Genomic DNA, 22,022 nt, shown 5'->3' on the forward strand with positions numbered 1-22,022 from the left:
ATATGAGGCTGGAATGCAATGGATAGGAGTGCCGATGAGACGGCTTTTCCATTGTGTGATGATATTGGCCTTTGGTGCGAAGAGGTAACGGAGGCCAGAGCCTGGTCTGCTGGGAGGGCCGGATTGTTTCTGGATAGAGACGGCGTGGTCTTGCAGCGAATACCATATTTGCATAAGGCATCTGATGCGTTACTAGTTGAAGGTGCTACTGATCTAATAAAGGCCTGCAACCGAAAGGAGATTCCAGTTATTTTGGTTACCAATCAATCGGGCGTAGGCCGTGGAATGTATGGTTGGCCAGAGTTCCGAGAAGTGCAAGATGAACTCAGTAGCCAACTTAAGAAGGGGGGTGCATGGCTAGATTTAGTTTTGGCCTGCGCTTATCATGGCGAGGGCAGTGGTGAGTATAGAGTGCCACAGCACCCGTGGCGAAAGCCTAGGCCAGGGATGATCCATGAGGCCGCACGTATCTTGAGGATCGATGTGTCTCGATCTTGGATAGTGGGAGATAGAGCCAGCGATATTGAGGCGGGGCGCGTTAGTGGACTCGCTGGGGGCGTTCTTGTTTTGAGTGGAGAGACCGCTCAGTCGGGTGCTAACGGAATCGTTGGCGATGAGAATTTTATCGTGAGAAAGGCTAACAGTATCGCCTCCTGTCATTTTCTGGTAGGGAAAATGGTTTAGTCAGTCTGAGTAGTGATATTTTGTAACTTTACTTTTCCCAAAAGTGGCCTATTCGATTTTATGATCCAGGAGGGTTTCCAATTCCCCCAATGCCTGGTCGGCAGATACTACTTTTATCGTGCGCATGCCGAGTTCTCGTGCTGGCTTGAGATTTACCCCAAGGTCATCTAGAAAAATCACTTGTTGCGGTTTCACATTTACCGTGTCGCATGCACATGTATAAAATTGGGGCTCTGGCTTTCGGATTCCAAGTGTCCGTGATTCTATGACGAAATCAAACAAATCTAATATGGGTCTCAGAACGTTATCTTTATCATTATCGTCAGCGGAGGGGCTGAAGTTATTAGTAAGGCAGGCGGTTTTATATTTTTTCGAAAGCACTTCTAGTGCATGGACCATTTCTGGGCGAGTTTGTCCGTGGATACAGGCTAGTACTTCCTGTCCATCTAGTAAGACACCTTTAGCCAAAGCTTCTTGTTCAAATAGGGCGCAAAATTCTTCAATAGTGACGTCATTGCGCTCCAGCTTTGCCCAGGCATTGTTATTGCTGTTGGTGGCGTTAAGAGTCCGAATAAAGTTTTCCGGTATCCCCTTGGTTACCTCATATTTGTTGAACGCAACAAAAGGGCTTGTAGTAAAAACCCCGCCAAAATCCCAAAAAATAGCTTTTGTCCCACTATTATTCATTCAGGTGCACCTACAGGAAAATTCTTTCGAAGTTCCCGTTTTAGAGCTTTTCCACTGGGGTTACGTGGGATGACTTCCGCAAATTCGACGTTTTTGGGGAGCTTAAAGCGGGCTAATTTGCCAACGCAAAATGCCATAATTTCGTCGGCAGTGAGGCTCTCCGATTTTTTTACTACTATCGCTAAGGGTGACTCCCCCCATTTTGGGCTTGCCTGACCGATAACAGCCACATCCCTAACTTTCTCGTGGGAGAGTATGACGTTTTCTATTTCTGCTGGATATACGTTCTCCCCACCTGAGATGATCATGTCTTTCAATCGATCCTTAATATAAATGAATCCGTCTTTGTCCATTGTGGCAATATCACCTGAATGTAACCAACCATCCTTTAGCGTTTCTTGGGTGGCTTTGGGGTTATTCCAATATTCTTTCATCACGTGTCGGCCGCGAATGAGAATTTCTCCAGGTTGATCAGGTTGGACGTCCAAACCATTTTCATCTACAACTCGAATATCGGTGTGGAAAAAGGCCTTACCGCATGAAGCGGGGTGATCGGCTACGTCCATCCCGCGGAGCAGACAGGCGGGTCCACAAGTCTCGGTCATGCCAAAGGCTTCGTTGATAGGGATGTTGATATCAGAGTAGGCTGCGATTAGGGAGGCTGGAACTGGGGCGGCCCCGCTCATTATCCAACGCAAGTTTGGTCGAGCATATTGGTTTAACTCCGGAGCTTGTATCATAAAATTTAACATCGCTGGCACAGCTAATGAGGTATCGATTTGTTCTTTCTCAATCAGTCGCCAAGCTTCGCCTGGATCAAAAGTTCTCAGAGTTACGTTGGTTGAGCCTAGATAGATATTTGCGGTAACCGGAGTGAGCGCGCCGACGTGGTATAATGGGAGTATGAGTAAGTATCTGTCATATAGTCTAAACTCACCCGTAGCGGCCCACGTAATACAGGCCCAGATAGCAGAATTATGAGTGTGGACAACCCCTTTCGGCAGTCCTGTTGTTCCCGAGGTGTACATTATGTAGAGCATTTCTTCCTGGCCGGCAGATATCTCAGGTTCATGGGTTGGCGATGAAAGGCGGAGCTCCTCGTAATCCAGTGTAAAGTCTGGCCGGTCAGTAGCCGAGCTATTTGGGCCAGCCACGAAGATAAAGTTTTCAATAGACTTAATTGAATCAAGTTTACTCTGTAACTCTTCGGCTACATTTGTAAACTCAGGTCCAAACATTAGTAGGCGTGATCCTGAATCTTGAATGATATAAGCAAGCTCATCAGCGACAAGCCGAATATTCAACGGGACGGTTACTGCTCCAATTTTTGCGAGGCCAAAAAAAAGTTCTAAATAGGCGGGACAATTGAGCATTAGCAATGCGACTCGGTCTCCCCGTTTTATACCTAGGCCCGCTAGAAAATGGGCGGTTTGGTTGGCACGCTGATTAAGTTCGTGGTAACTAAGTCGGAGCCCACTGGCTACATCGACGAAGGCCTCTACTGTAGGGTCCAAGTGTGCGCGTTTGCTTAAAAAAAGCCCGATGTTGTCGTGCATAGTAATTTTACCTCCCCTGTTTAACCCTGTTTAGTTTAGGGGGTCATTTCGATCAAGGAGAAGAATTGATGGAATTATTTGGTAGTGCTGCATCTCCATTTGTCCGAAAGGTTCGAATAGTTGCTAATGAGGTGGGGCTAGATGAGGGTATGGTCTGGCATGAACTAACCACTAGCCCTGTTGATCCAGACTTGAGACTGGCTAAATCTAATCCCCTTGTCAAAATGCCGACTATGAAGACTGATCAGGGACAAGTATTGTATGATTCGCGAGTGATCTGCGAGTATTTGGATAGTTTGGGTGTCCGGGCCCAAATATTTCCTGAGCGCGCCGATGAACGTTGGCGTGCACTATGTCAGCAGGCGCTGGGTGATGGCATAATGGACGCCGCCGTTTCTATCCGTTACGAACAGAATATCAGGCCACATGAAAATAGGTGGGATGCGTGGATCAAGGGACAGTTAGGAAAAATACGGCGGGGCCTGGATAGAGGGGAGGCAGAAGCTCATAGACTGGATGACAAGCCCCATATAGGAGCCATCACTTTGGCATGTGCTGGCGGTTACCTGGATTTCAGGTTCCCTGAGGAGAATTGGAGGAGCAGCAGGCCTGCCTTGGCAAATTGGTGTGATAGATTTTCATTACGAGAATCGATGATATTAACCAACCATATTGTGCAAGAATCTAATTAAATTAGAAGGGGGTTGTTATGGATTTAGGGCTAAAAGGAAAAAAAGCGATTGTCACTGGCGGAACTAGGGGTATCGGTCGTGCCATNGTCGAGCGTTTAGCTGTCGAGGGGTGTGATGTTGCATTATGTGCAAGGAACGCTGACGAGGTTGCTGCTGCTGTGGAAGCGGTGCAGAAGTTGGGTNGTCATTGTGTGGGTAATTCCGTTGATGTTACCCACGCTGCAGATTTGAATAGCTGGGTAGCGGATGCTGCAGGGGAACTCGGAGGGATTGATATTTTGATTCCTAATGTTAGCGCTCTTGCAGTCTCTAACGAGGAAAAATCTTGGGTCGCGGGTTTTGATACCGATATTATGGGGAGCTTCCGAGCAGTGGAGGCGGCCCTTCCCCATCTAGAGCAGTCTTCCTGTGGAGCTATTGTGCTTATTGCGAGTACAGCGGCTTTAGAAGTTTATCTTGGGCCTAGACCNTACAACTCGATGAAGGCGGCCCTTGTTGCTTATGGCAAGGGCTTGAGCCGCGACTTGGCTCCCAAGGGGATGCGGGCTAATGTCGTTTCGCCGGGTTCAATTTACTTTGACGATGGGGTGTGGGGGGACGCTAAGAGGAACTCACCCGACCTGTATTCTACAATGCTTGACCGTAATCCAATGGGAAGGATGGGAAGGCCTGAAGAGGTAGCTAACGCTGTTGTGTTTCTGGCTAGTCCGGCAGCCAGCTTTATAACCGGCGCCAATCTTGTGGTGGATGGCGCATTAACTCAACGGATACAATACTAGGATAGATTTTATTACGGTAATAAGGATTTGGTCAGGAGGGTAGACGAATGTCAGTGGTGAGAGTGGCTCGCGGAAATGTAAAGGATGAAGTTAGTGGGGAGGACTGGCGGCAGCGAGTGAACTTGGCTGCCTGCTACCGGTTGATAGCTCATTTCGGTTGGGATGACCTCATTTACACCCATATCTCTGCTCGCCTTAATGATAATCCAAATCAGTTTCTTTTTAATCCATATGGTTTGATGTTTGAAGAAATGACGGCATCAAGTTTAATAAAAGTAAATTTGGATGGCACTATTGTGACAGGGAGTGACTATGGCTTTAACCCTGCTGGGTTTGTTATTCACGGGGCGATTCTCTCGGGCCGGGACGATGTGGGCTGTGTGGTGCATCTGCACACGGACCAAGGCATGGCTGTGTCGGCTCAAAAAAATGGCCTGCTTCCATTATCTCAAATTGGTGCTGCTCTCTGTCATGATGTCTCCTATCATGACTATGAGGGTCCGGCTACTGAAGAAGAGGAGCAACCTCGTTTGATTGCAGATCTCGGGGCCAAGAATTTGATGATTTTGAGGAATCATGGAACCTTAGCTGTGGGGAAAACTATTGCTGATGCATTCTTGCGTATTTATGGGCTGGAGCGGGCTTGTAAGACACAGGTCTTAGCTATGGGCGGTTCGGCAGAAATCCAACTTCCTAGTGATCGCGCGCTTGCGCAAATGGCAGCCTTCGATGAGGAAGAAGGGCACTCGTCGATGGTTTGGGATGCATTGCTTCGCATGTTGGCTCGAAGAGATAATTCATATCGAAATTGAGGGCGGAGTTTTTCTGGATATTTGTGGAAGGAACTCATGTGGCAGCAAACTTTAATCCATATGCTCCTGCAGAGATAATTAATCCGTACCCAACGTTGGCACTTTTGAGAGCGGAATCGCCAGTTTCATGGAATAATGAGCTTGGAGGCTGGCTGTTGACCTCTTACGAGGATGTAAAACTGGCTCAAAAAGATAAAAGATTCTCAGCCGAGAGGGTCCAGCCGTTTTCTGATCATATGGCTGCCACAGGTCGTCCGACTCTGGAAAATATGGGAAAGCTTCTTAATGATTGGTTGCTTTTTCGGGACCCCCCCGCACATACGCCTCTACGGAGACTTCTTGTTGATACTTTTGCTCCAAGAGCAATTGAAAATTTGCGTTCGCAGATTTCTAGAATAGCTGATGAACTTTTGGCTTCTGAATTTAGGAATGGGGAAGCCGATCTGATGACTAGGTTCGCATTCCCCATGCCGGCTCTAGTCATAGCATATATTCTAGGGGTTCCCGACAAAGATCTAGGGAAATTTCGGTCATGGTCCAATGATTTGGCTACAGTAATTGGTAATAGCAGGAGGGTCGAAGGTCGATTTGATATCGGGGCAAAAGCTTTAACAAATCTCACAAAATATTTTCGAGAGGCGGTTGATCTCCGGCGTTCGCAGGGGCTTCGAGGAAGGCTAATCGATCAATTAATCGAGGCCCAGGATGCTCAACGTGTGATGACAAAAGACGAACTCATTGCCACATGCATTTTGATTTTATTTGCTGGGCATGAAACCACTATGCATCTAATTGGTAATGGAGTCGTGCTGCTCTTGCAAAATCCTATGGAGTTTAGGAAGGTTCAGAAAGATCCTGAGCTTATCCCTTCTATGGTGAATGAAGTCCTAAGATACGAGTCCTCGGTGTTTGCCATTGTCCGAGTGGCTAAGGAGGATCTCAAGCTTAACGGCAAGAAAATTAGCAAGGGTGACCGAGTATTCTTAATGCTTTCTGCTGCAAACCGTGATCCCGCTCATTTCCCAAACCCTGAAACATTCGATGTAAGCCGCTTACCGAATAGGCACCTTTCGTTTGGTTACGGCATCCATTTTTGCATAGGAGCCCAACTAGCCAGGGTGGAGGCAGAGGTTGCTTTCCGCAGTTTGCTGCCGTTACTCGAAGGATCCAAACTAGTAGATCAGGAACCTGATTGGGACGATAACTTTATATTGCGGGGAGTAAAAACGCTAAGAATCAGAAAATTATAGTGAGTGGCCATTGTTCATTATCTGGCTGTTTTAGCTGAGCCTGACATGTTGTTCAGTGTGGGCTTTTGAATGGCTGGCCTGGCGCGTTATTTATTAGAATGCTTTATAAAAGTCCAAGTAAACCGGCACAAGTGTACGTTAGAGCTTGTATGAAATTGTAATGAGATAGGGAACTATGAATAAATGAAAGATTGGGCAGACAGTAGTTTTAATAAGGGACCCGCCAATTACGAACCCCTTAGCCCCATTAGCTTTTTGAATAGAGCAGCACAAGTATACCCTGAGGAAACTGCTTGGGTATATGATTCCCAGCAGGTTAACTATAAAGAATTTTCTGAGAGGTGTTGTCGGTTGGCATCTGCGTTATCCAAGCGGGGTGTTGCTCCAGGAGATACGGTTGCTGTCCTTTCTCCTAACATACCACCCCTTCTGGAAGCACACTTCGGCGTGCCCATGGCAGGGGCGATTTTAAATGCGATCAACATACGTCTTGAAGCTGCTACGATAGCGTACATTCTCGCGCACAGTGAAGCAAAAATTCTGATTTCCGATCGAGAGTTTAGTGATGTAGTTAAACGTGCGGTCGAGTTAACTGAGATACCTCCTACAGTTATTGATATTGATGATGTTCGAGAAGGAAACTTACTGGGGGTCACAACGTATGAGGACTTGCTCAGAGAGGGGGATCCACTGTATCGCGGCAAGGACGTAGCTGATGAATGGGATGCGATTTCCTTAAATTATACTTCTGGAACTACGGGTGATCCAAAAGGCGTAGTATATCACCACAGGGGAGCCTATTTAAATTCCTTAGCAAACATAACGGCTTGGGATATGCCGCGGCACCCTAATTACCTTTGGACTTTACCGATGTTTCACTGCAATGGGTGGTGTTTCCCCTGGACTATAGTTGCGCAGGCGGGAACACAAGTTTGTTTGCGAAATATGCAACCAGATAAGGTTTGGCGGGCATTGCGAAATGAAAAGATCACCCATTTATGTGGGGCGCCAATTGTTTTGAGTTTATTAATTGATTCTTCAAAACTAGATTCAGAGGAAAATATTTCAGGGATAAATGTAATGACAGCGGCCTCACCACCTCCTCCGGCCGTATTAACGGCAATCGAAGACTTGGGTTTTAACGTTACTCACGCTTATGGATTGACAGAGTGCTATGGCCCTGGAGTGGTTTGTGCGTGGAAAGAGGAATGGGAGGAGCTTCCGGACCCAGAGAAAGCGCTACTGAAGGCGCGGCAGGGAGTTCGCTACCCTTCGTTAGAGGGGTTGATGGTTGCAGATCCAGACACTATGAAGAAATGCCCAGCAGATGGGCGGACTATCGGCGAAGTTATGATGCGTGGAAACATCATTATGAAAGGGTACTTCAAGGATCTTGATGCTACCTCTAAGGCGTTAAAAGGCGGGTGGTTTCGAACAGGGGATCTTGGGGTTATGCATCCCGATGGTTACATTCAGCTAAAAGATAGGTCAAAAGATATAATAATTTCAGGTGGAGAAAATATTTCATCAATAGAAATAGAGACGATCCTATATGAGCATCCGTCTGTTGCTGGGGCTGCTGTTGTGGCTCGGAAAGATCCTAAGTGGGGAGAATCTCCGTGTGCTTTTATTGAGCTTAGAGAAGGTAAAGTGGATGTTACCGAAGAAGAGATCATCAAGTTTTGTCGATCGCGGTTGGCACACTATAAGTGCCCTAAATCGGTAGTTTTTGGGCCCTTGGTAAAAACATCGACAGGTAAAATACAGAAATTTGTGTTAAGGGAGCGTGTGGCAAATTTATAGCTTTAAGGTCAAGAGTTAGATGATGGCCAACACATTTTCTGGGGGCCGCCCTATGACCGCTTTGTTATTTGCAACGACAATTGGCCTTTCCATAAGGATAGGATCTTCGACTATGGCAGATATTAAGTCGTTTTCTGATAATGTCTTATCATCAAGTCCTTTGGATTTATAGACAGTCTCTTTGGCTCGCAGTAATGACCTGGCGTTAATGCCAAGCTGCGACAGTATGACGCTTAACTCTCGCCTGGTGGGAGGCTCTTTAAGATATTCTACAATGCGAAAGCTGGCGCCATGTTTTTCTAAAATAGCCAGTGTTGCCCTTGACTTGCTGCAGCGTGGGTTATGGTAGATTGTAATCATTATTACTATTTTGTTTTGGCAACATATACTCCATCCCATTTTCCATTAATATCCGCCGGGGATTCACTTCGAAATTCAGCAATCCTTTGGTTCATGCAATCATACAATCCAGTAGCTTTCCAGGGAATAGCTAATTTTGTGCAAATTTGGGAGAGCTTTTCCGCTTGGCCCCATTTTTGGCTGCGATAGGCTATCAAAAAGTCTTTGTGCTGTTGGGCGTAATGGGAAAATTCCTTGGTCTGAGCCTCTTTTTCGTCACCCAATACGCCATAGATACGGGTGGGTCTGGTTTGCCCTTTTACCTGAATTAGGTCGAGCTCGATGAGGGCAAAGTTGCTTACTTGTCGTTGCGTGTTTTCGCCAATTATAATGGAAACCCCGTAGGTTTTTGATTGGCCTTCGAGGCGAGATGCAAGATTAACCCCATCTCCTAGAATGGAATAGTCGAAGCGCTGGTCAGAACCGACATTGCCCACACAAACTAGATCTGTATTAATTCCTATTCCAATATCTATAGTTAACAATTTCTCCTTTTCCGCTAACGAGAGAAGTTTTTGGGCGGAATCTAATTCCATATTTTCAGATGCTTGAGAACCTCGAAACATTTGTATAGCTTCGCGAGCTTTCGTAGCACGTTCTTCTGCCTGTTCTTTAATGCTTATTCCTACCTTCTCGCATGCTTTTTGCATAATCAACGCCGAGGTGCAGGCACTTGAGGGGTGGGCTATAACCGGCAGTGGGGCATTCCAGAATGCCATCACACAATCCCCCATGTATTTATCGATGGTGCCATGATTATCTAATATTATTTTTGTCAACGGTGTCAGAATCTTATTGATTAAGTCGGTAAGTTGCTCCGGGTGGTGTTTATAGGTTTCAGATATTTGAGTAAAGCCACGAATATCTGCAAACAAGACCGTCATTTTCTTCATTTCGCCACCTAATTTGAGTAGTTTAGGCTCTTTGGCTAGTTGTTCTACTAGGGCGGGGGACATGTACATGCTGAACGCATTACGGACCTGCTTTCGTTGTCGTTCCTCCCTCAGAAAGTTCATATAGGATAGTGTTATGTAAAGGATTGCGCTGCAGAGAGAGGGGTACAATGGGTCTATGAGTAAACCGATCTTTGCATATGCATACCATGAGGATACTGTCATTCCCCCAATTAAAACAAATGCAAAGAGTAGTGTGTAGGAAGCCCCTAGAGTGGGGATTAGGATAATCATCAAGAGTCCAGACAGTACAACGCCAAAAACTTCTGCGTTATGGACCCATGGAGGTCGGTATAGAAAGTTATTGGTAAGCATCATCTCAAGCAGTTGGGCATGAATTTCTACCCCAGGGACAGTTTTGCTTAGAGGCGTATGTCGTATGTCCTTTAGACCAAGAGCAGAGGTACCTATAAGAGCCAGGGCATTTTCTAATTGGCCTTGTCTAGCTACACCATTTAAGACATCCGACGCGGAAATGTAGGTGATCTGGTCCGCTGTGGACCGGAAGTGCACCCAGGTACGAAAACGCGCATCTGTTGGTATTTCCGGAGTGCCAATTTGTTTTAAGCCCCTTATTTTAATGCTGTTGGTTTGTGCCTCGTTGTCTACATTAAAGATCATGTTCTTCTGACCCAGTGCCAGTCGAATCATTTCGAGAGTTAAGGTGGGGTATACCTGCTCGCCGACCTTAATCCCCATGTTTACGCGTCTTACCACTCCATCGATTTCGGGCTCTAGTGCCACCATTCCAAGGCCCGCAGCTGCTTCTTCTAGCTCCAAAACATTCCGAAGAATGCCTGGAAAGGCGGGCACCTGGTTTATAGCTTTGGAGCGATCTCCAGTTAAAACAATATTGGCCCTTATTGGTTTGCTTGAATCTGGAGGCGGCTTTGATTCGAGAACTCCCTGTCCTAGCACTACCCTCATGCCTTTCAACGCACTTGCAAAAACCTCTTCCGTCTTCGGCATGGCATTCAGTTCGCGGGTTAGATCTTGGCTAAGTCCATCCAATTGGGCAGCGATTGCAGGTGGCGATAGCCGATCGTATTCTGGGAAAAAGACATCAAAGCCGGCGACCCCGACTTGATAGCTAGATAATCGGTTCACCAATTTCGCGAGAAGGGTTCTAGGCCATGGCCATTGTCCAAACTCTGCCAAGCTTGCTTCGTCAATGTCTATTATTACCACAGGCACTGGCGTTGGCGTTTTCTGTCGGGGCATAGCTTTTTGGTAAAAATCAAATGTTTCGAGACGCAACGTTTCAAGAAGGGACAACTCCCACTGTTTCATGCCCCACAGCAAGCCGAGCATGATAATGCCGACTAGGTGCGTTGCCGTGAACCAACTAAGGCTTTTTCTTAGCCAGGCCATTTTGTGACGGTTAACTCTAGGTGGGTTTTAGAAAAGTGCATGCCGACCTTATTACTCCGAAATATTCTATATTTGCACACTAGCCGAAAGCGGATGTCGTTTATATAGTGAACTGCAATAGGCCTGTATTTTGGCTGAGTATTTACTTACTATAATTGTATATGAGGACAATGACCGATACTGAGAATTATTTGGCTCAGGATTTTGGTGACAGAACAAAATTCCGAGTTCCAGACGTAAACTCGATGGACGAATTTGGGCCCATAATTAGAAACATTGGAACAATAAACAAAGTCGGGATTTGGACCTTGTATGTGAAAGAGGTAAAGCGCTTTTTCAAGGTCTGGACCCAAACTATCATAGCGCCAGCCATAACGACCTTAATTTTCTTGGCTATTTTCGCTCTTGCCCTTGATGGAGCGACCCGGAGTATTGGCAATATACCATTTATCGAATTTCTTGCGCCAGGGTTGATAATGATGGCGATAGTTCAGAACTCTTTTGCAAATACATCTTCGACAATGATGGTGGGCAAAGTGCAGGGGTGCATTGTTGATTTGTTGATGCCACCCCTGAGGCCAGTCGAGTTAACATTTGCGTTTGTCGTTGGGGGGGTCACACGAGGTTTGCTTGTAGGTGTGGTGACCGGCTTGGCTATGTCCTTTTTTGTTTCTCTATCCATACACAATTACGCGGCACTTCTATTTTTTTCGGTAGCGGCTTCAACAATGCTTTCTTTAATTGGTTTGATAGCAGGTATTTGGGCTGAAAAATTTGACCATATGGCGGCGGTGACGAATTTCGTGGTAACACCATTGGCATTTTTATCTGGGACCTTTTATTCTGTTGAGCGTCTGCCTGAGCCTTGGCTGACTATTAGCCAACTAAACCCATTTTTTTATATGATCGACGGATTTCGCTACGCATTCATTGGTCGGACAGACGGATATCTCTTCGTTGGTATTGTGGCCCTGATTGGGTGCAATCTTGTACTGTGGCTGTTGGTACATTGGATGTTTGCGAGCGGGTATAAGTTAAAAGAGTAACCTTGGAAGCCCAACGTTGACAAGGTTTGTAGCTAGCTGGATACTTCTGCCTCTATGTTTGCGGTAGACGCGTTATCCGTTATGAAAATTTGAGGGAGGGTTGACGTAATGACCTCGGTGATGCCGACTTATGGGCGTGTTGATATATCTTTTGAGGTGGGTAAGGGCTCTTATTTGTTCACGTCTGATGGTGATCGGTACCTGGATTTCACTAGCGGTATTGCGGTTACCGGGCTCGGACATGCTCATCCTCATCTAGTAAAAACTCTGACTGAACAAGCGAGGCAACTCTGGCATACATCCAACCTATATGTGATTCCGGAACAGGAACGTTTGGCGGATAGGCTTTGCGCCAACAGTTTTGCGGAACTAGTATTTTTCTGTAACTCGGGTGCGGAAGCTATGGAAGGGGTTATCAAGACAGCTCGGAAATATCAAAGTCATGTTGGCAAACCTGACCGCTATCGGATAATCGTATTCTCGGGTGCCTTCCATGGAAGAACTCTGGCGACTATTTCCGCTAGTGATAGCCCCAAAGGCCAAGAAGGGTTTGGTCCCATGACAGAGGGTTTTGATAGGGTACCTTTTGGGGATGCGGAAGCTGTTAGAGCGGCAGTAACTTCGGAGACAGCTGCTATTTTGGTTGAGCCTGTTCAGGGTGAAAGTGGAATATTCCCTAGCGAGAATGGTTTTCTCAGGGAGTTACGAAAAATCGCGGATTCGGAGGGTTTGTTATTATTGTTTGACGAGGTGCAGTGCGGTGTGGGGCGGACAGGCGACCTATTTGGACATACAGCTAGCGGAGTCAAACCGGACGTTATGGGGTTGGCAAAAGGGCTGGGCGGCGGCTTCCCAATAGGAGCTGTAATGGCGACGAATCGCTCTGCTGCTGGAATGGGGCCAGGGACACATGGGTGTACGTTTGGTGGAAACCCAATCGCAGCAGCATGTGCAAATGCCGTGTTAGATATATTGTTGGCTGATGGGTTTTTGGACCAAATTTCGGTTTCGGGACATCAACTTAGGATTGCAGTGGACGAGGTGGCGGCAGATTTTCCATCAATTCTTGTAAGTGTACGAAGTAAGGGCCTGATGATCGGAATGAAATGTGGCCCATCCAACATTGAGTTGGTGGACGAGTTACGCCGGCAAAAGGTTCTTACCGTACCTGCGGGAGATAATGTTGTGCGTTTTTTACCGCCGCTAAACATTGAAAAGAAGCAAATTAATGAAGCTCAAGATGCTCTAGCTAAAGCTTGTAAAGAACTCGCCTGATGAATGGGGGCTCATATTTTTTGGATTTAGATTTACTGGACTCAGCGAGTTTGAGAGCCATCTTGGATTCAGCAACTGCCCTGAAATTGGGTACAGCGGAGTTGGATGAGAAGGCTTTGAAGGGCAAAGTACTAGCGCTAATTTTTGAGAGGCCGTCGACCCGGACACGGGTTTCCTTCCAGGTTGCGATGAGTCAAATGGGCGGCCAGACAGTGGTTTTATCTCCTGAAGATACACAATTGGGTCGCGGCGAGTCTATGGCCGATACTGCACGTGTGTTATCAGAGTACGTGGACGGCATAATGATTCGGGCTGAGCGCCATGAGACATTACATGAGCTAGCTAGGTTCTCGCGGGTTCCGATAATAAATGGTTTAACAGATAAAAGTCACCCTTGTCAGCTTATGGCTGACATAATGACGTTTGAGGAGCATAGGGGCCCTATCGCGGGTCGAGTGGTAGCTTGGTCAGGGGATGGTAACAATGTGGCTACGTCGTGGGTCCATGCAGCGGTTCGATTTGGTTTTGAGTTACGACTGGCCTGCCCAGAAACGTTGGGCCCGGACCCTGATGTTGTCAGGTGGGCGGAGAGCGAGGGTGGCAGGGTTACTGTGAGCCAAGATCCGGTGGAGGCTGTTTCGGATGCTGACTGTGTGGTTACCGATACGTGGTTCTCCATGGGTTTGGACGATGATGCCGAACGTCAAACGGTATTAGCGCCGTTCCAGGTTAATGAGGATTTGATGGCACGGGCGAAGTCGGGAGCTATATTTATGCATTGTCTTCCAGCGCATCGTGGTCAGGAAGTTACGGCAAGGGTTATTGATGGTCCTCATTCTATTGTTTGGGAGGGAGCGGGCAATCGATTGCATGCACAAAAAGGAATTTTACGTTGGTGTCTGAGTGATGGGGATTAGCTTTGTAAACGCACTTTTTTGCAAAGAATTGAGTTAGGCATGAAGGTACAATTTTCGGTGACTGTTGGCCAACTGCGGAAGCTGTTCTGCTGTGTTGGAAACTTAGCAATAATGAGTGTGGGGACTTTTTTTCTATTTGCCTGCAGTAGCCCCCCTCTCCAAAAAACCAGCCTGTCTCTGCACTTCAAGGATATTCCGCCCTATTTGGTAGATGTGGCCGCGATTGAGGTTATTAACCGATACCGATCACCATTCAATGATCCGTACGTTGAGCACCTTTCTCCAGTCACTCCGGCCGATGCCATTAGAAGTTGGGCTTCGGCGCGATTTCGCGCAGTGGGTCAGGAAGGCACGCTCCTTGTGACAATAGCTGATGGAAGTATTGAGGGTAAATCATTAGACACTAATAAAGATTTTAAAGCCCTGTTTATCTTAGAACAGGGTGCTAACTTTGTGGGGACACTTTCAGTTACTTTAGAGGTGTTGGATGCACAGAATGCTTCTTTGGGAAGTATTGTAGCTTATTCATCGGCTAGTAGAACCTTAGCTGAGGATGCCAGTTTGACAGATAGGGACTACGCGATGTTTTACGTCACCCAAGCGCTTTTAGATGCGTTTGATTCTGAGGCTTCACGACAGATAGATAAACACTTTCATCTATTCCTTAGGTAGTCCCTTCCCATTCTCAGCACTTAAAACTTTGTGAATTAGTTCCACCATTTCTTCTTGGCCGTAAAGGGAAATGAATGAGCCCATTCGTGGCCCTTGGCTCTGGCCCAGGAGGGTCTCGTATAGGGCTCTAAACCAGTCTCGGAGCTCCGTAAAGTTATGCTTCTTCCCAATATCATAAATGACAGTTTGAATCGTTTCACTTGGGGATGATGGAGGTAGCCGTGATAGGCTGTCCGCTAGATCCTTTAGAGCTTTCTGCTCAATTCCAGTCGGTCTCCGATAATTTTGTTTAGGCGCAACGAAGTCATTATAATACTCAAGTGCATGACCAACTAGTTTGTCTAAAATGGGGTCGGTTCCAGGATTTGATTGCGGTGAGTATCGGCTTATAAATCCCCAGAGGACTTCTTTATCTTCCGCGTGGCAAACACCGGCTAGGTTCAGCAGTAAGTTGAAGGTTAATGGTGATCCGTTGCTAGGAGGGTTTCCGCTATGGATATGCCACACGGGGTTGTCGACTCGCTTTTCACTTTCTTCGGATTGGAAACGATTTAAGTGATGCAGATAGTCGTCAACGTTCTTGGGTATTACGTCAAAATAGAGGCGTTTTGCTTTTTTGGGTGATTGAAACATAAAATAAGCTAAGCTGGATGTGGGGCCATACTTGAGCCATTCGTCAATTGTTAGGCCATTTCCCCGAGACTTTGATATTTTCTGGGCGTTCTCATCCAAAAACAATTCGTAGGTCAAGTTTTCAGGAGGGTTTGCGCTGAGTAAAGCGCAGATTTGGCTGGATAACTGTAGTGAGGGGATTAGGTCTTTCCCTGACATTTCATAATCCACAGCAAACGTCTTCCATCGCATGGCCCAGTCTGCTTTCCATTGGAGTTTACAGTTTCCCTCCGTCACTGAAACTTCAATTTCCTCACTTGTTTGATCTCGATAGGTTATTGTTCCGTGAACTGGGTCTGTTCGAATGACGGGCACTTGGAGCACTCTTCCAGTGTGTGCGCATATGGGAAGGAATGGGCTATAAGTTTCTTGCCGTTCTTCCCCCAGAGTGGGGAGCACTAATGCTCGTATTTCGTCGTGGAGTGCCAAAATTTCTAGCAGAGTAGAATCGAATATGCCTGTTTTATAGCACTCGGTTGCGCTGTAAAATTCATATTCAAATTCGAACTGGTCCAAAAAAGCTCTAAGTTGAGCATTGTTATGATGTGCAAAGCTCTCGTATTTATCAAATGGGTCAGGTACGGAGGTTAAAGGCATGCCCAAATGCGCCGCCAGCATCTCCTGTCCAGGCACGTTTGTAGGGACGCTACGTAGCGCATCCATATCATCTGAGAAAGCCACTAATTTTGTAGGTAGGTCTGACATTTGGCGGAATGCATGACGTACCATGGTCGTACGGGCTACTTCCCCGAACGTTCCGATATGCGGCAATCCAGATGGCCCGTAACCAGTTTCAAAGAGCACGAAGCCCTTCTCTGGAGGAGCACTTTCATATCGTTCGATAATCTTTCGGGCCTCAATGAAGGGCCAGGCCTTGCTGTTTTCCGCAAGGGTGCGCATGTTAGACATATGGTAACCAACTTCCAACTGTATGGGCTGTGGACCCTAGGCTTCGTCCTCTTCGGCGTCAATGGGGTGCTTTTGTGTGGGCGGATCAATCGTCAAATGTTTCCAACACCAATTCCAAGGATGAAAGAAAGTGGATGATAGTTCAGCCCGACTGGGCTTTTTCTTGGGGATTTTGATCCTAATAGGTGTCTGGGAATTTGCAGCCCCGCGCCGGGGCAGACTCCGTTCGATCTTGTTCCGTTGGGCAAATAACTTTGGTCTTGTCCTTTTCAATACGGCACTCCTGCGCTTGATTTTCCCGACTGCCCTGGTCGGCATTGCCGTATTTTTTCAGGAGACTGGGTGGGGCTTGTTTAATATCCTTTCTCTTCCTTTTTGGTTGGAGATGCTGTTTACGCTAGTGCTTTTAGACCTAGCGATTTATTGGCAACACAAAATGCTACATTCTGTGCCCCTGCTCTGGCGAATACACCGTATGCACCACACGGATGTTGAATTTGATATCAGTACCGGTGTTCGGTTCCATCCTATAGAAATCATATTATCCATGGGTATCAAAATATTCGTGATTGCTATTCTGGGTGCGGCACCTCTTGCTACGGTCGTGTTTGAGATTGTGCTTAGTGGGAGTGCTATTTTTACCCATGGAAATATTTTAATGCCCCGCCGCTCTGAAATCATTTTGCGGTATTTCGTGGTGACACCTGATATGCATAGGATCCACCACTCAATAGAGGAGGGTGAGACAAATAGTAATTTTGGTTTTTTCTTGAGTTGGTGGGATCGGATATTTACCACCTACCGGGAGGAACCTAGGCTGACCCATAGGGAAATGTGCCTCGGGTTGGCTGAGTATCGTTCAAAAAAATGGCAGACTTTTGGGGGTCTCTTACGAGTGCCTTTTGCTAAGAAGGACGGGTCCTAATTATAGGCCAAAGTGTTGTCTGGGCGTCACAGTTCCTACGAAAGGCCGCCTATAGAATTTTCCCAGTTGGCCCCATCAAAATTCTGAATGGTAATGTCATCTCCATTAATGTTGGAGAGGCAGCGCAAATTTATGGAAAAGCCGTCGGGGTGGGAACGGGGAATATAAAAAGATTTTACCCCGCACTTCGGGCAAAAGATATGTTGAGCATTGTAAGTATTAAATTGGTAGGTATTTAGACTGTCTATATCCGTTTCCAGTCTGAATTTTTCCTTTTTAACAATGACGTGTAAAAATCCTGACATGCTGCAAATTGAGCAGTTGCATTCAAGTGCTGTCAGATGTTGAGGTCCGTCGAACTCAAACTTTACCTGGCCACAATGGCAGCCCCCTCGATAGGTTCTCATTGATGCGACTCCAGCGAATGATTAGATCATGTGACATTATAGCTTTTTTTGGATCGAATCTATTTTATGGCGGTTCATTAACGGGAGTTGTGCCGCACTGAATAAAAGTGTCAACGGAAGTACGCCAAATAGCTTAAATTGTATCCAAATTTCAGTACTTTGAGTTCGCCAAACTATTTCGTTTAGCAAGGCAAGAAGTAGAAAAAAGAAACTCCAGCGCAGTGTGAGGGAGCGCCACCCTATATCAGACAACGCAAAAACACTGCCGAACAAATATTTGAGTAAGGGCCGGCGGAAAAATAATCCAGTCCATAGGATCATAGCAAAAAGTATGTTTACCAAAGTTGGTTTAAGTTTAATGAAAGTTTCGTCTTGCAGGTAGAGAGTAAGGCCCCCAAAAATTAGCAGAAAAACTCCTGAAACAATCGGCATGATCGGAATTTCCCGCCCAATAATCCACATGCTGGGAATAGCAATCGCTGCTGCAGCCATGAAAGCAGCTGTGCCTGGGAATATCCCATATTTTCCATTGACTAAAAAAAATACTAGCAAGGGACCGAGTTCGAAAAGTAGCTTGAGAAATTGATTCATATTATTCAGAAACCTCGTTGTTGAGGCCGAGAAGCTCTTCTGCAAACTTCTCGGCTACAAAAGCTTGTAGGTCGTAGATATCCTCTCCGACTCCAATTGCATGTATGGGTAGGCCGAATCGATCGGCGAGAGCTATTATCACTCCCCCCTTTGCTGATCCATCTAACTTGGTGACAATTAAACCAGAGATAGGCACTGCTTCATTGAATGAGGCTACTTGACTGAGGGCATTCTGGCCTGTGGTAGCGTCTAATACTTGGATGGTACCATGGGGATATGAGGGATTGAGTTTATTTAGTACTCGGGTCATCTTAATTAGCTCTTGCATTAAGTTATGTTTGGTGTGAAGCCGTCCCGCAGTGTCAATTAGGAGCCCGTCAAAACCCTTATTTTGGGCGCTTTGTGTTGCACTATATACCAGGCTTGAGGGGTCAGAGTCCTGGGGTCCGGTAAAGACCGGGCATCCAGCACGCTCTCCCCAACGTTGAAGTTGTTCGGTGGCGGCTGCACGAAAGGTGTCCGCGGCTACGATACCAATTTTATTACCATCTTGGTTTAGTTGCGCTGCAAGTTTGCCAATTGTGGTGGTTTTTCCTGTCCCGTTGACACCAACAAAAAGCAGCACGGTTGGCTTGTAGGTAGATGCAAGCTCTATGGGTTGAGCTAGGGGTTGCAAAATCCCCCGTATATTTTGGGCTAGTTGCCCTTTTATGGATAGGGGGCTCGTGGTGTTAGAGGCACCTGCACTTCCTAGGGAATGAGTGAGGGCGGCGGCCACTTGAGGGCCTAGGTCAGCTGTAATAAGAAGGTCTTCAAGTTCTTCTAGAGTTTTTGGGTCAATCTGCCGGCTTTGGAAAATGCCGGCGATGCCTTCACTTAAGGTTTTCGACGACCTTCCAAGGCCAACTCGTAGCCGAGTAAGCCAATTTCGTTGGTTCATACTATCCTGCCCAGGATAGCCTTGTCCCTTACACGTGTTAGAGCCACAGTTTTAATACTATTGGGTTTGTCTGGTGTTAGTAACTCGACTGGGATATTGTTTTCTGTCCGTCCAAAGTTAGATGTTTCGAGTAGAACGGCTGCCTTATTCCCTAATGATTGGCTGAAGAAAGAAGCTTGGATGTGTTGCCCCAGAGATCGAAGGTTTTTTGCCCGTTCGGAACGAAGTTCCATTGGAACCATAGGCATTCGAGCTGCGGGAGTACCTTTTCGAATTGAGTACGGGAATACATGGAGAAACTCAAAGTTACATTCCTCAATAAGGTCCTGGGTCGACTCAAACATAGATTGTGTCTCGGTGGGGAAGCCCGCAATTAAGTCAGCCCCAAAGGTTATGTTGGGTCTAAGGAGCCGGGCTCTTCGAACACAGGATAGGATATCGCTGCGGCTATGACGTCGTCGCATCCTTTTGAGGATAAGGTCGTGGCCTGCCTGGACGCTTAAATGTAGGTGAGGCATGAGCCGTTCATTTTTAGCTAACACCTGCCAAAGAGTGTCGTCGATTTCCGCTGGATCTAAAGACGAGAGACGCAGGCGTTTGAGGCCTGGAACCTTTTGCAGGATGGTCTTCACTAGGAAACCAAATGTGGTTTGGGGTTCCAGGTCAAAACCATAGGAGGTGATATTCACCCCAGTCAGGACCACCTCATTGCAGCCCTCAAGAACTAAAGATTTAATTTCTTCAAGAATTCTTTTTATAGGCACACTGCGGTTATTGCCCCGGCCGTAAGGTATTATACAAAAAGTGCATCGATGATCGCAGCCTGTTTGGACCTGCACAAAGGCTTTGGTTCTGTTGTCCTTGCTTGGCTGAATGGTGAGATCAGAACCATCTGTATGCATGATGTTAGCTACGTTTACTCCAGCCGTGGTTGCTTCAAAAAGCTGGGGCCTTAATTTTTCTCGATTGCCTACAACTACATCGACTTCCGGCATTCTCGCATAAGTGTCGGGGGTAATCTGCACTGAACAGCCAGTGACAATAATTTTTGCCCTAGGTTGTTCCCGGCGGGCCTTGCGAATGGCTTGCCGTGCTTGTCTTTCGGCTTCTGCAGTGACGGCGCAGGTGTTGACTACAATAGTTTCCTGGTCGTTGTAGGCTTGGGCATTGTTGCGAATAACAGAAGACTCGTAGGAGTTCAGTCGGCAGCCAAAGGTAATAACGCGAGCTTTAGAAGGGGAAGTGGACATCACATACTTTGCCATTCTAAGGAGCCGCTAAAGCTCATTGTAGCTGGTCCCGTCATCATTACTCTCCCATCCTTTTGCCAGCAAACTTGCAGGGTGCCTCCGTCTAGGCGCATCTTAGCTTCCCGACCTATGGCACCTCGCAGGTTAGCTGCAACCAGAGTCGCACAGGCGGCTGTTCCACACGCCAAAGTAATACCGACTCCTCTTTCCCAGACACGGAGTCGAATATTTTCAGCATCAATAATTTCGGCGATGCTTATATTAGCTTTTTCCGGAAAGGTGCTGTCTGTTTCCAGTATTGGTCCAAATTGTTTTAGGTCAACGGAGGAGCAATCGGACACCAGGAATACCGCATGGGGATTGCCCATATTCACAGCTACGGGATTCTTTAGAGGGCCCACCTCAATGTCTAAGTTAAGAACATCCTGTTTCTTGGCGAGGGGTATGTCTTCCCAATCTAGTCGCGGCGTACCCATATCCACAGTAATTTGATTATTGTCGGCAGAGGTGCAACGCAGCAATCCAGCCTGTGTTTCAATCGAAGCTTTCCGATGGCCCTCTTTTTCAATTAGCAAGAGCCCTATGCAGCGTGCCGCGTTCCCGCAGGCCTCCACTTCCCCACCGTCGGCATTAAAGATCCTCATGAAGAGATCAGCCCTTTGGGATTGCTCGAGCAGAATTACTTGATCACAGCCAATCCCTCTATTCCGATCGGCCAAGAAACGCACTTGATCATTGGTAAGTGAGACTAGTGTCTTTCGTGCGTCTAGTATCACGAAGTCGTTACCTAACGCGTGCATTTTTATGAAGGACTGTGATGTCATTCGGGCGTTATAAGGGTCTTGAGCCTATTTCGTCCACCCCTGAAAAGAATTGTGTCAGGACCTTGCTTGACTTAACATGCTACATGTCGTTCTCTACGGCCCGTTGGGGAGGGCAGGACTTCCCCATTTGCCCTATTTATAGATGGTTTTAGGTTATGTTTGATACCCTGTCTGATCGGCTCGGTGACGTTTTTGGGCGTCTTAAGAAACGTGGTGCCTTAACGGAGGAGCAAGTTAATGCGGCCTTGAGAGAGGTGCGCGTGGCTCTTCTTGAGGCAGACGTGGCCCTTCCAGTTGCTAAGGATTTTATCGGTAGTGTTCAATCTAAAGCTATCGGGTCAGAGGTTTTGAAAAGTGTCACTCCTGCGCAGATGGTGGTCAAGATAGTTCATGACCAGATGGTTGAACTGTTGGGCAAGGATTTAGTTCCTATCAGGTTGGCTAGTAACCCACCGTCGGTAATTATGATGGTGGGACTTCAAGGGGCTGGAAAAACCACAACTGCTGCTAAGCTTGCCTCCAGGTTACAGAAACGGGACAAGAAAAAAATTTTGTTAGCATCACTTGACGTGTATCGTCCCGCTGCACAAGAGCAACTCGCTGTATTG

General features: G+C 46.8%; 22 protein-coding genes. 12 read left to right on the forward strand and 10 right to left on the reverse strand.

Annotation, left to right across the window (positions count from 1 at the left end; genetic code table 11):
• The first annotated feature begins 18 nt into the window (after nt 1–18).
• On the forward strand, nt 19–684 hold the full coding sequence (locus CMM32_09925; protein MBT07210.1) for an HAD family hydrolase: 666 nt from the start codon (nt 19–21) through the stop codon (nt 682–684).
• Between the two features lie 48 nt (nt 685–732).
• On the opposite strand, the gene CMM32_09930 is transcribed toward CMM32_09925, so the two are convergent.
• Entirely contained in the window at nt 733–1,371 is a 639-nt protein-coding gene (locus CMM32_09930) for an HAD family hydrolase (protein MBT07211.1), read from the reverse strand.
• Nucleotides 1,368–2,927 (reverse strand): 2-succinylbenzoyl-CoA synthetase, encoded by a 1,560-nt coding sequence (locus tag CMM32_09935; protein ID MBT07212.1) that lies wholly within the window; start codon nt 2,925–2,927, stop codon nt 1,368–1,370. Before CMM32_09935 ends, CMM32_09930 begins: the two co-directional genes overlap by 4 nt.
• Before the next feature lie 68 nt (nt 2,928–2,995).
• On the opposite strand from CMM32_09935, the gene CMM32_09940 reads away from it, so the two are divergent.
• The 5 genes from CMM32_09940 to CMM32_09960 all read left to right on the forward strand — a co-directional run bounded on the left by CMM32_09940 (nt 2,996) and on the right by CMM32_09960 (nt 8,263).
• Nucleotides 2,996–3,619, forward strand: a complete 624-nt coding sequence (locus tag CMM32_09940; protein ID MBT07213.1) for a glutathione S-transferase — start codon at nt 2,996–2,998, stop codon at nt 3,617–3,619.
• Nucleotides 3,620–3,636: 17 nt separating this feature from the next.
• On the forward strand, nt 3,637–4,398 hold the full coding sequence (locus CMM32_09945; GenBank protein MBT07214.1) for a 3-ketoacyl-ACP reductase: 762 nt from the start codon (nt 3,637–3,639) through the stop codon (nt 4,396–4,398).
• Nucleotides 4,399–4,445: 47 nt separating this feature from the next.
• The gene (locus CMM32_09950) at nt 4,446–5,210 is read left to right on the forward strand and encodes a class II aldolase (GenBank protein ID MBT07215.1); all 765 of its coding nucleotides are present in this window, start codon (nt 4,446–4,448) and stop codon (nt 5,208–5,210) included.
• Nucleotides 5,207–6,460, forward strand: a complete 1,254-nt coding sequence (locus tag CMM32_09955) for a cytochrome (protein MBT07216.1) — start codon at nt 5,207–5,209, stop codon at nt 6,458–6,460. The genes CMM32_09950 and CMM32_09955 overlap by 4 nt, the downstream gene beginning before the upstream one ends.
• 183 nt (nt 6,461–6,643) lie before the next feature.
• The gene (locus CMM32_09960; GenBank protein MBT07217.1) at nt 6,644–8,263 is read left to right on the forward strand and encodes an acyl-CoA synthetase; all 1,620 of its coding nucleotides are present in this window, start codon (nt 6,644–6,646) and stop codon (nt 8,261–8,263) included.
• Nucleotides 8,264–8,278: 15 nt separating this feature from the next.
• Here the strand turns inward: CMM32_09960 and arsC are convergent, their stop codons facing one another.
• Together arsC and CMM32_09970 are read right to left on the reverse strand one after the other, a co-directional pair.
• Entirely contained in the window at nt 8,279–8,623 is a 345-nt protein-coding gene (gene arsC / locus CMM32_09965; GenBank protein ID MBT07218.1) for an arsenate reductase (glutaredoxin), read from the reverse strand.
• A gap of 5 nt (nt 8,624–8,628) precedes the next feature.
• The gene (locus CMM32_09970; protein ID MBT07219.1) at nt 8,629–10,986 is read right to left on the reverse strand and encodes an adenylate/guanylate cyclase domain-containing protein; all 2,358 of its coding nucleotides are present in this window, start codon (nt 10,984–10,986) and stop codon (nt 8,629–8,631) included.
• A gap of 245 nt (nt 10,987–11,231) precedes the next feature.
• Between CMM32_09970 and CMM32_09975 the strand changes: the two genes are divergently transcribed.
• From CMM32_09975 to CMM32_09990, 4 genes are all read left to right on the forward strand, one after another.
• A complete protein-coding gene (locus CMM32_09975) occupies nt 11,232–12,032 on the forward strand; it encodes a multidrug ABC transporter permease (protein MBT07220.1) in 801 nt (266 codons plus the stop codon).
• A gap of 108 nt (nt 12,033–12,140) precedes the next feature.
• The gene (locus CMM32_09980; protein ID MBT07221.1) at nt 12,141–13,307 is read left to right on the forward strand and encodes an acetylornithine transaminase; all 1,167 of its coding nucleotides are present in this window, start codon (nt 12,141–12,143) and stop codon (nt 13,305–13,307) included.
• Nucleotides 13,307–14,224 (forward strand): ornithine carbamoyltransferase, encoded by a 918-nt coding sequence (gene argF, locus CMM32_09985; protein ID MBT07222.1) that lies wholly within the window; start codon nt 13,307–13,309, stop codon nt 14,222–14,224. Before CMM32_09980 ends, argF begins: the two co-directional genes overlap by 1 nt.
• 111 nt (nt 14,225–14,335) lie before the next feature.
• On the forward strand, nt 14,336–14,896 hold the full coding sequence (locus CMM32_09990) for a hypothetical protein (GenBank protein ID MBT07223.1): 561 nt from the start codon (nt 14,336–14,338) through the stop codon (nt 14,894–14,896).
• Here the strand turns inward: CMM32_09990 and CMM32_09995 are convergent.
• Nucleotides 14,882–16,477, reverse strand: a complete 1,596-nt coding sequence (locus tag CMM32_09995; GenBank protein MBT07224.1) for a lysine--tRNA ligase — start codon at nt 16,475–16,477, stop codon at nt 14,882–14,884. The two genes, CMM32_09990 and CMM32_09995, sit on opposite strands and share 15 nt — an antisense overlap.
• 130 nt (nt 16,478–16,607) lie before the next feature.
• Here CMM32_09995 and CMM32_10000 point away from each other — a divergent pair, with 130 nt between their 5' ends.
• A complete protein-coding gene (locus CMM32_10000; protein MBT07225.1) occupies nt 16,608–17,402 on the forward strand; it encodes a hypothetical protein in 795 nt (264 codons plus the stop codon).
• Nucleotides 17,403–17,437: 35 nt separating this feature from the next.
• Here CMM32_10000 and CMM32_10005 read toward each other — a convergent pair whose 3' ends face one another.
• Genes CMM32_10005 through CMM32_10025 form a run of 5 tightly spaced genes read right to left on the reverse strand, consistent with a single transcriptional unit; the run spans nt 17,438 to nt 21,414 of the window.
• Nucleotides 17,438–17,809 carry an aldehyde-activating protein gene (locus tag CMM32_10005; protein ID MBT07226.1) on the reverse strand — a complete coding sequence of 124 codons (372 nt, stop codon included), beginning with the start codon at nt 17,807–17,809 and terminating at the stop codon, nt 17,438–17,440.
• 36 nt (nt 17,810–17,845) lie between these two features.
• Nucleotides 17,846–18,400 carry a septation protein A gene (locus tag CMM32_10010; protein MBT07227.1) on the reverse strand — a complete coding sequence of 185 codons (555 nt, stop codon included), beginning with the start codon at nt 18,398–18,400 and terminating at the stop codon, nt 17,846–17,848.
• A 1-nt stretch (nt 18,401) separates the two neighbouring features.
• On the reverse strand, nt 18,402–19,340 hold the full coding sequence (locus CMM32_10015) for a signal recognition particle-docking protein FtsY (GenBank protein MBT07228.1): 939 nt from the start codon (nt 19,338–19,340) through the stop codon (nt 18,402–18,404).
• On the reverse strand, nt 19,337–20,605 hold the full coding sequence (locus tag CMM32_10020; protein ID MBT07229.1) for a tRNA (N(6)-L-threonylcarbamoyladenosine(37)-C(2))-methylthiotransferase MtaB: 1,269 nt from the start codon (nt 20,603–20,605) through the stop codon (nt 19,337–19,339). Before CMM32_10020 ends, CMM32_10015 begins: the two co-directional genes overlap by 4 nt.
• Nucleotides 20,590–21,414: a diaminopimelate epimerase gene (locus CMM32_10025; protein MBT07230.1), complete on the reverse strand. Its 825-nt coding sequence runs from the start codon at nt 21,412–21,414 to the stop codon at nt 20,590–20,592. The genes CMM32_10020 and CMM32_10025 overlap by 16 nt, the downstream gene beginning before the upstream one ends.
• 155 nt (nt 21,415–21,569) lie before the next feature.
• Between CMM32_10025 and CMM32_10030 the strand changes: the two genes are divergently transcribed.
• Nucleotides 21,570–22,022: signal recognition particle protein (locus tag CMM32_10030; GenBank protein MBT07231.1), on the forward strand; the 453-nt coding region annotated here is incomplete at its 3' end.

The organism is Rhodospirillaceae bacterium (assembly GCA_002728255.1).
GTDB lineage: Bacteria > Pseudomonadota > Alphaproteobacteria > UBA7887 > UBA7887.

What these genes read in the sequence shown, in the direction of transcription:
- CMM32_09925 (MBT07210.1), top strand. Translation starts at nt 19, where the DNA reads ATGGATAGGAGTGCCGATGAGACGGCTTTTCCATTGTGTGATGATATT.
- CMM32_09930 (MBT07211.1), bottom strand. Translation starts at nt 1,371, where the DNA reads ATGAATAATAGTGGGACAAAAGCTATTTTTTGGGATTTTGGCGGGGTT.
- CMM32_09935 (MBT07212.1), bottom strand. Translation starts at nt 2,927, where the DNA reads ATGCACGACAACATCGGGCTTTTTTTAAGCAAACGCGCACACTTGGAC.
- CMM32_09940 (MBT07213.1), top strand. Translation starts at nt 2,996, where the DNA reads ATGGAATTATTTGGTAGTGCTGCATCTCCATTTGTCCGAAAGGTTCGA.
- CMM32_09950 (MBT07215.1), top strand. Translation starts at nt 4,446, where the DNA reads ATGTCAGTGGTGAGAGTGGCTCGCGGAAATGTAAAGGATGAAGTTAGT.
- CMM32_09960 (MBT07217.1), top strand. Translation starts at nt 6,644, where the DNA reads ATGAAAGATTGGGCAGACAGTAGTTTTAATAAGGGACCCGCCAATTAC.
- arsC (MBT07218.1), bottom strand. Translation starts at nt 8,623, where the DNA reads ATGATTACAATCTACCATAACCCACGCTGCAGCAAGTCAAGGGCAACA.
- CMM32_09970 (MBT07219.1), bottom strand. Translation starts at nt 10,986, where the DNA reads ATGGCCTGGCTAAGAAAAAGCCTTAGTTGGTTCACGGCAACGCACCTA.
- CMM32_09975 (MBT07220.1), top strand. Translation starts at nt 11,232, where the DNA reads ATGGACGAATTTGGGCCCATAATTAGAAACATTGGAACAATAAACAAA.
- CMM32_09980 (MBT07221.1), top strand. Translation starts at nt 12,141, where the DNA reads ATGACCTCGGTGATGCCGACTTATGGGCGTGTTGATATATCTTTTGAG.
- argF (MBT07222.1), top strand. Translation starts at nt 13,307, where the DNA reads ATGAATGGGGGCTCATATTTTTTGGATTTAGATTTACTGGACTCAGCG.
- CMM32_09990 (MBT07223.1), top strand. Translation starts at nt 14,336, where the DNA reads ATGAGTGTGGGGACTTTTTTTCTATTTGCCTGCAGTAGCCCCCCTCTC.
- CMM32_09995 (MBT07224.1), bottom strand. Translation starts at nt 16,477, where the DNA reads ATGTCTAACATGCGCACCCTTGCGGAAAACAGCAAGGCCTGGCCCTTC.
- CMM32_10005 (MBT07226.1), bottom strand. Translation starts at nt 17,809, where the DNA reads ATGAGAACCTATCGAGGGGGCTGCCATTGTGGCCAGGTAAAGTTTGAG.
- CMM32_10010 (MBT07227.1), bottom strand. Translation starts at nt 18,400, where the DNA reads ATGAATCAATTTCTCAAGCTACTTTTCGAACTCGGTCCCTTGCTAGTA.
- CMM32_10015 (MBT07228.1), bottom strand. Translation starts at nt 19,340, where the DNA reads ATGAACCAACGAAATTGGCTTACTCGGCTACGAGTTGGCCTTGGAAGG.
- CMM32_10020 (MBT07229.1), bottom strand. Translation starts at nt 20,605, where the DNA reads ATGGCAAAGTATGTGATGTCCACTTCCCCTTCTAAAGCTCGCGTTATT.
- CMM32_10025 (MBT07230.1), bottom strand. Translation starts at nt 21,414, where the DNA reads ATGACATCACAGTCCTTCATAAAAATGCACGCGTTAGGTAACGACTTC.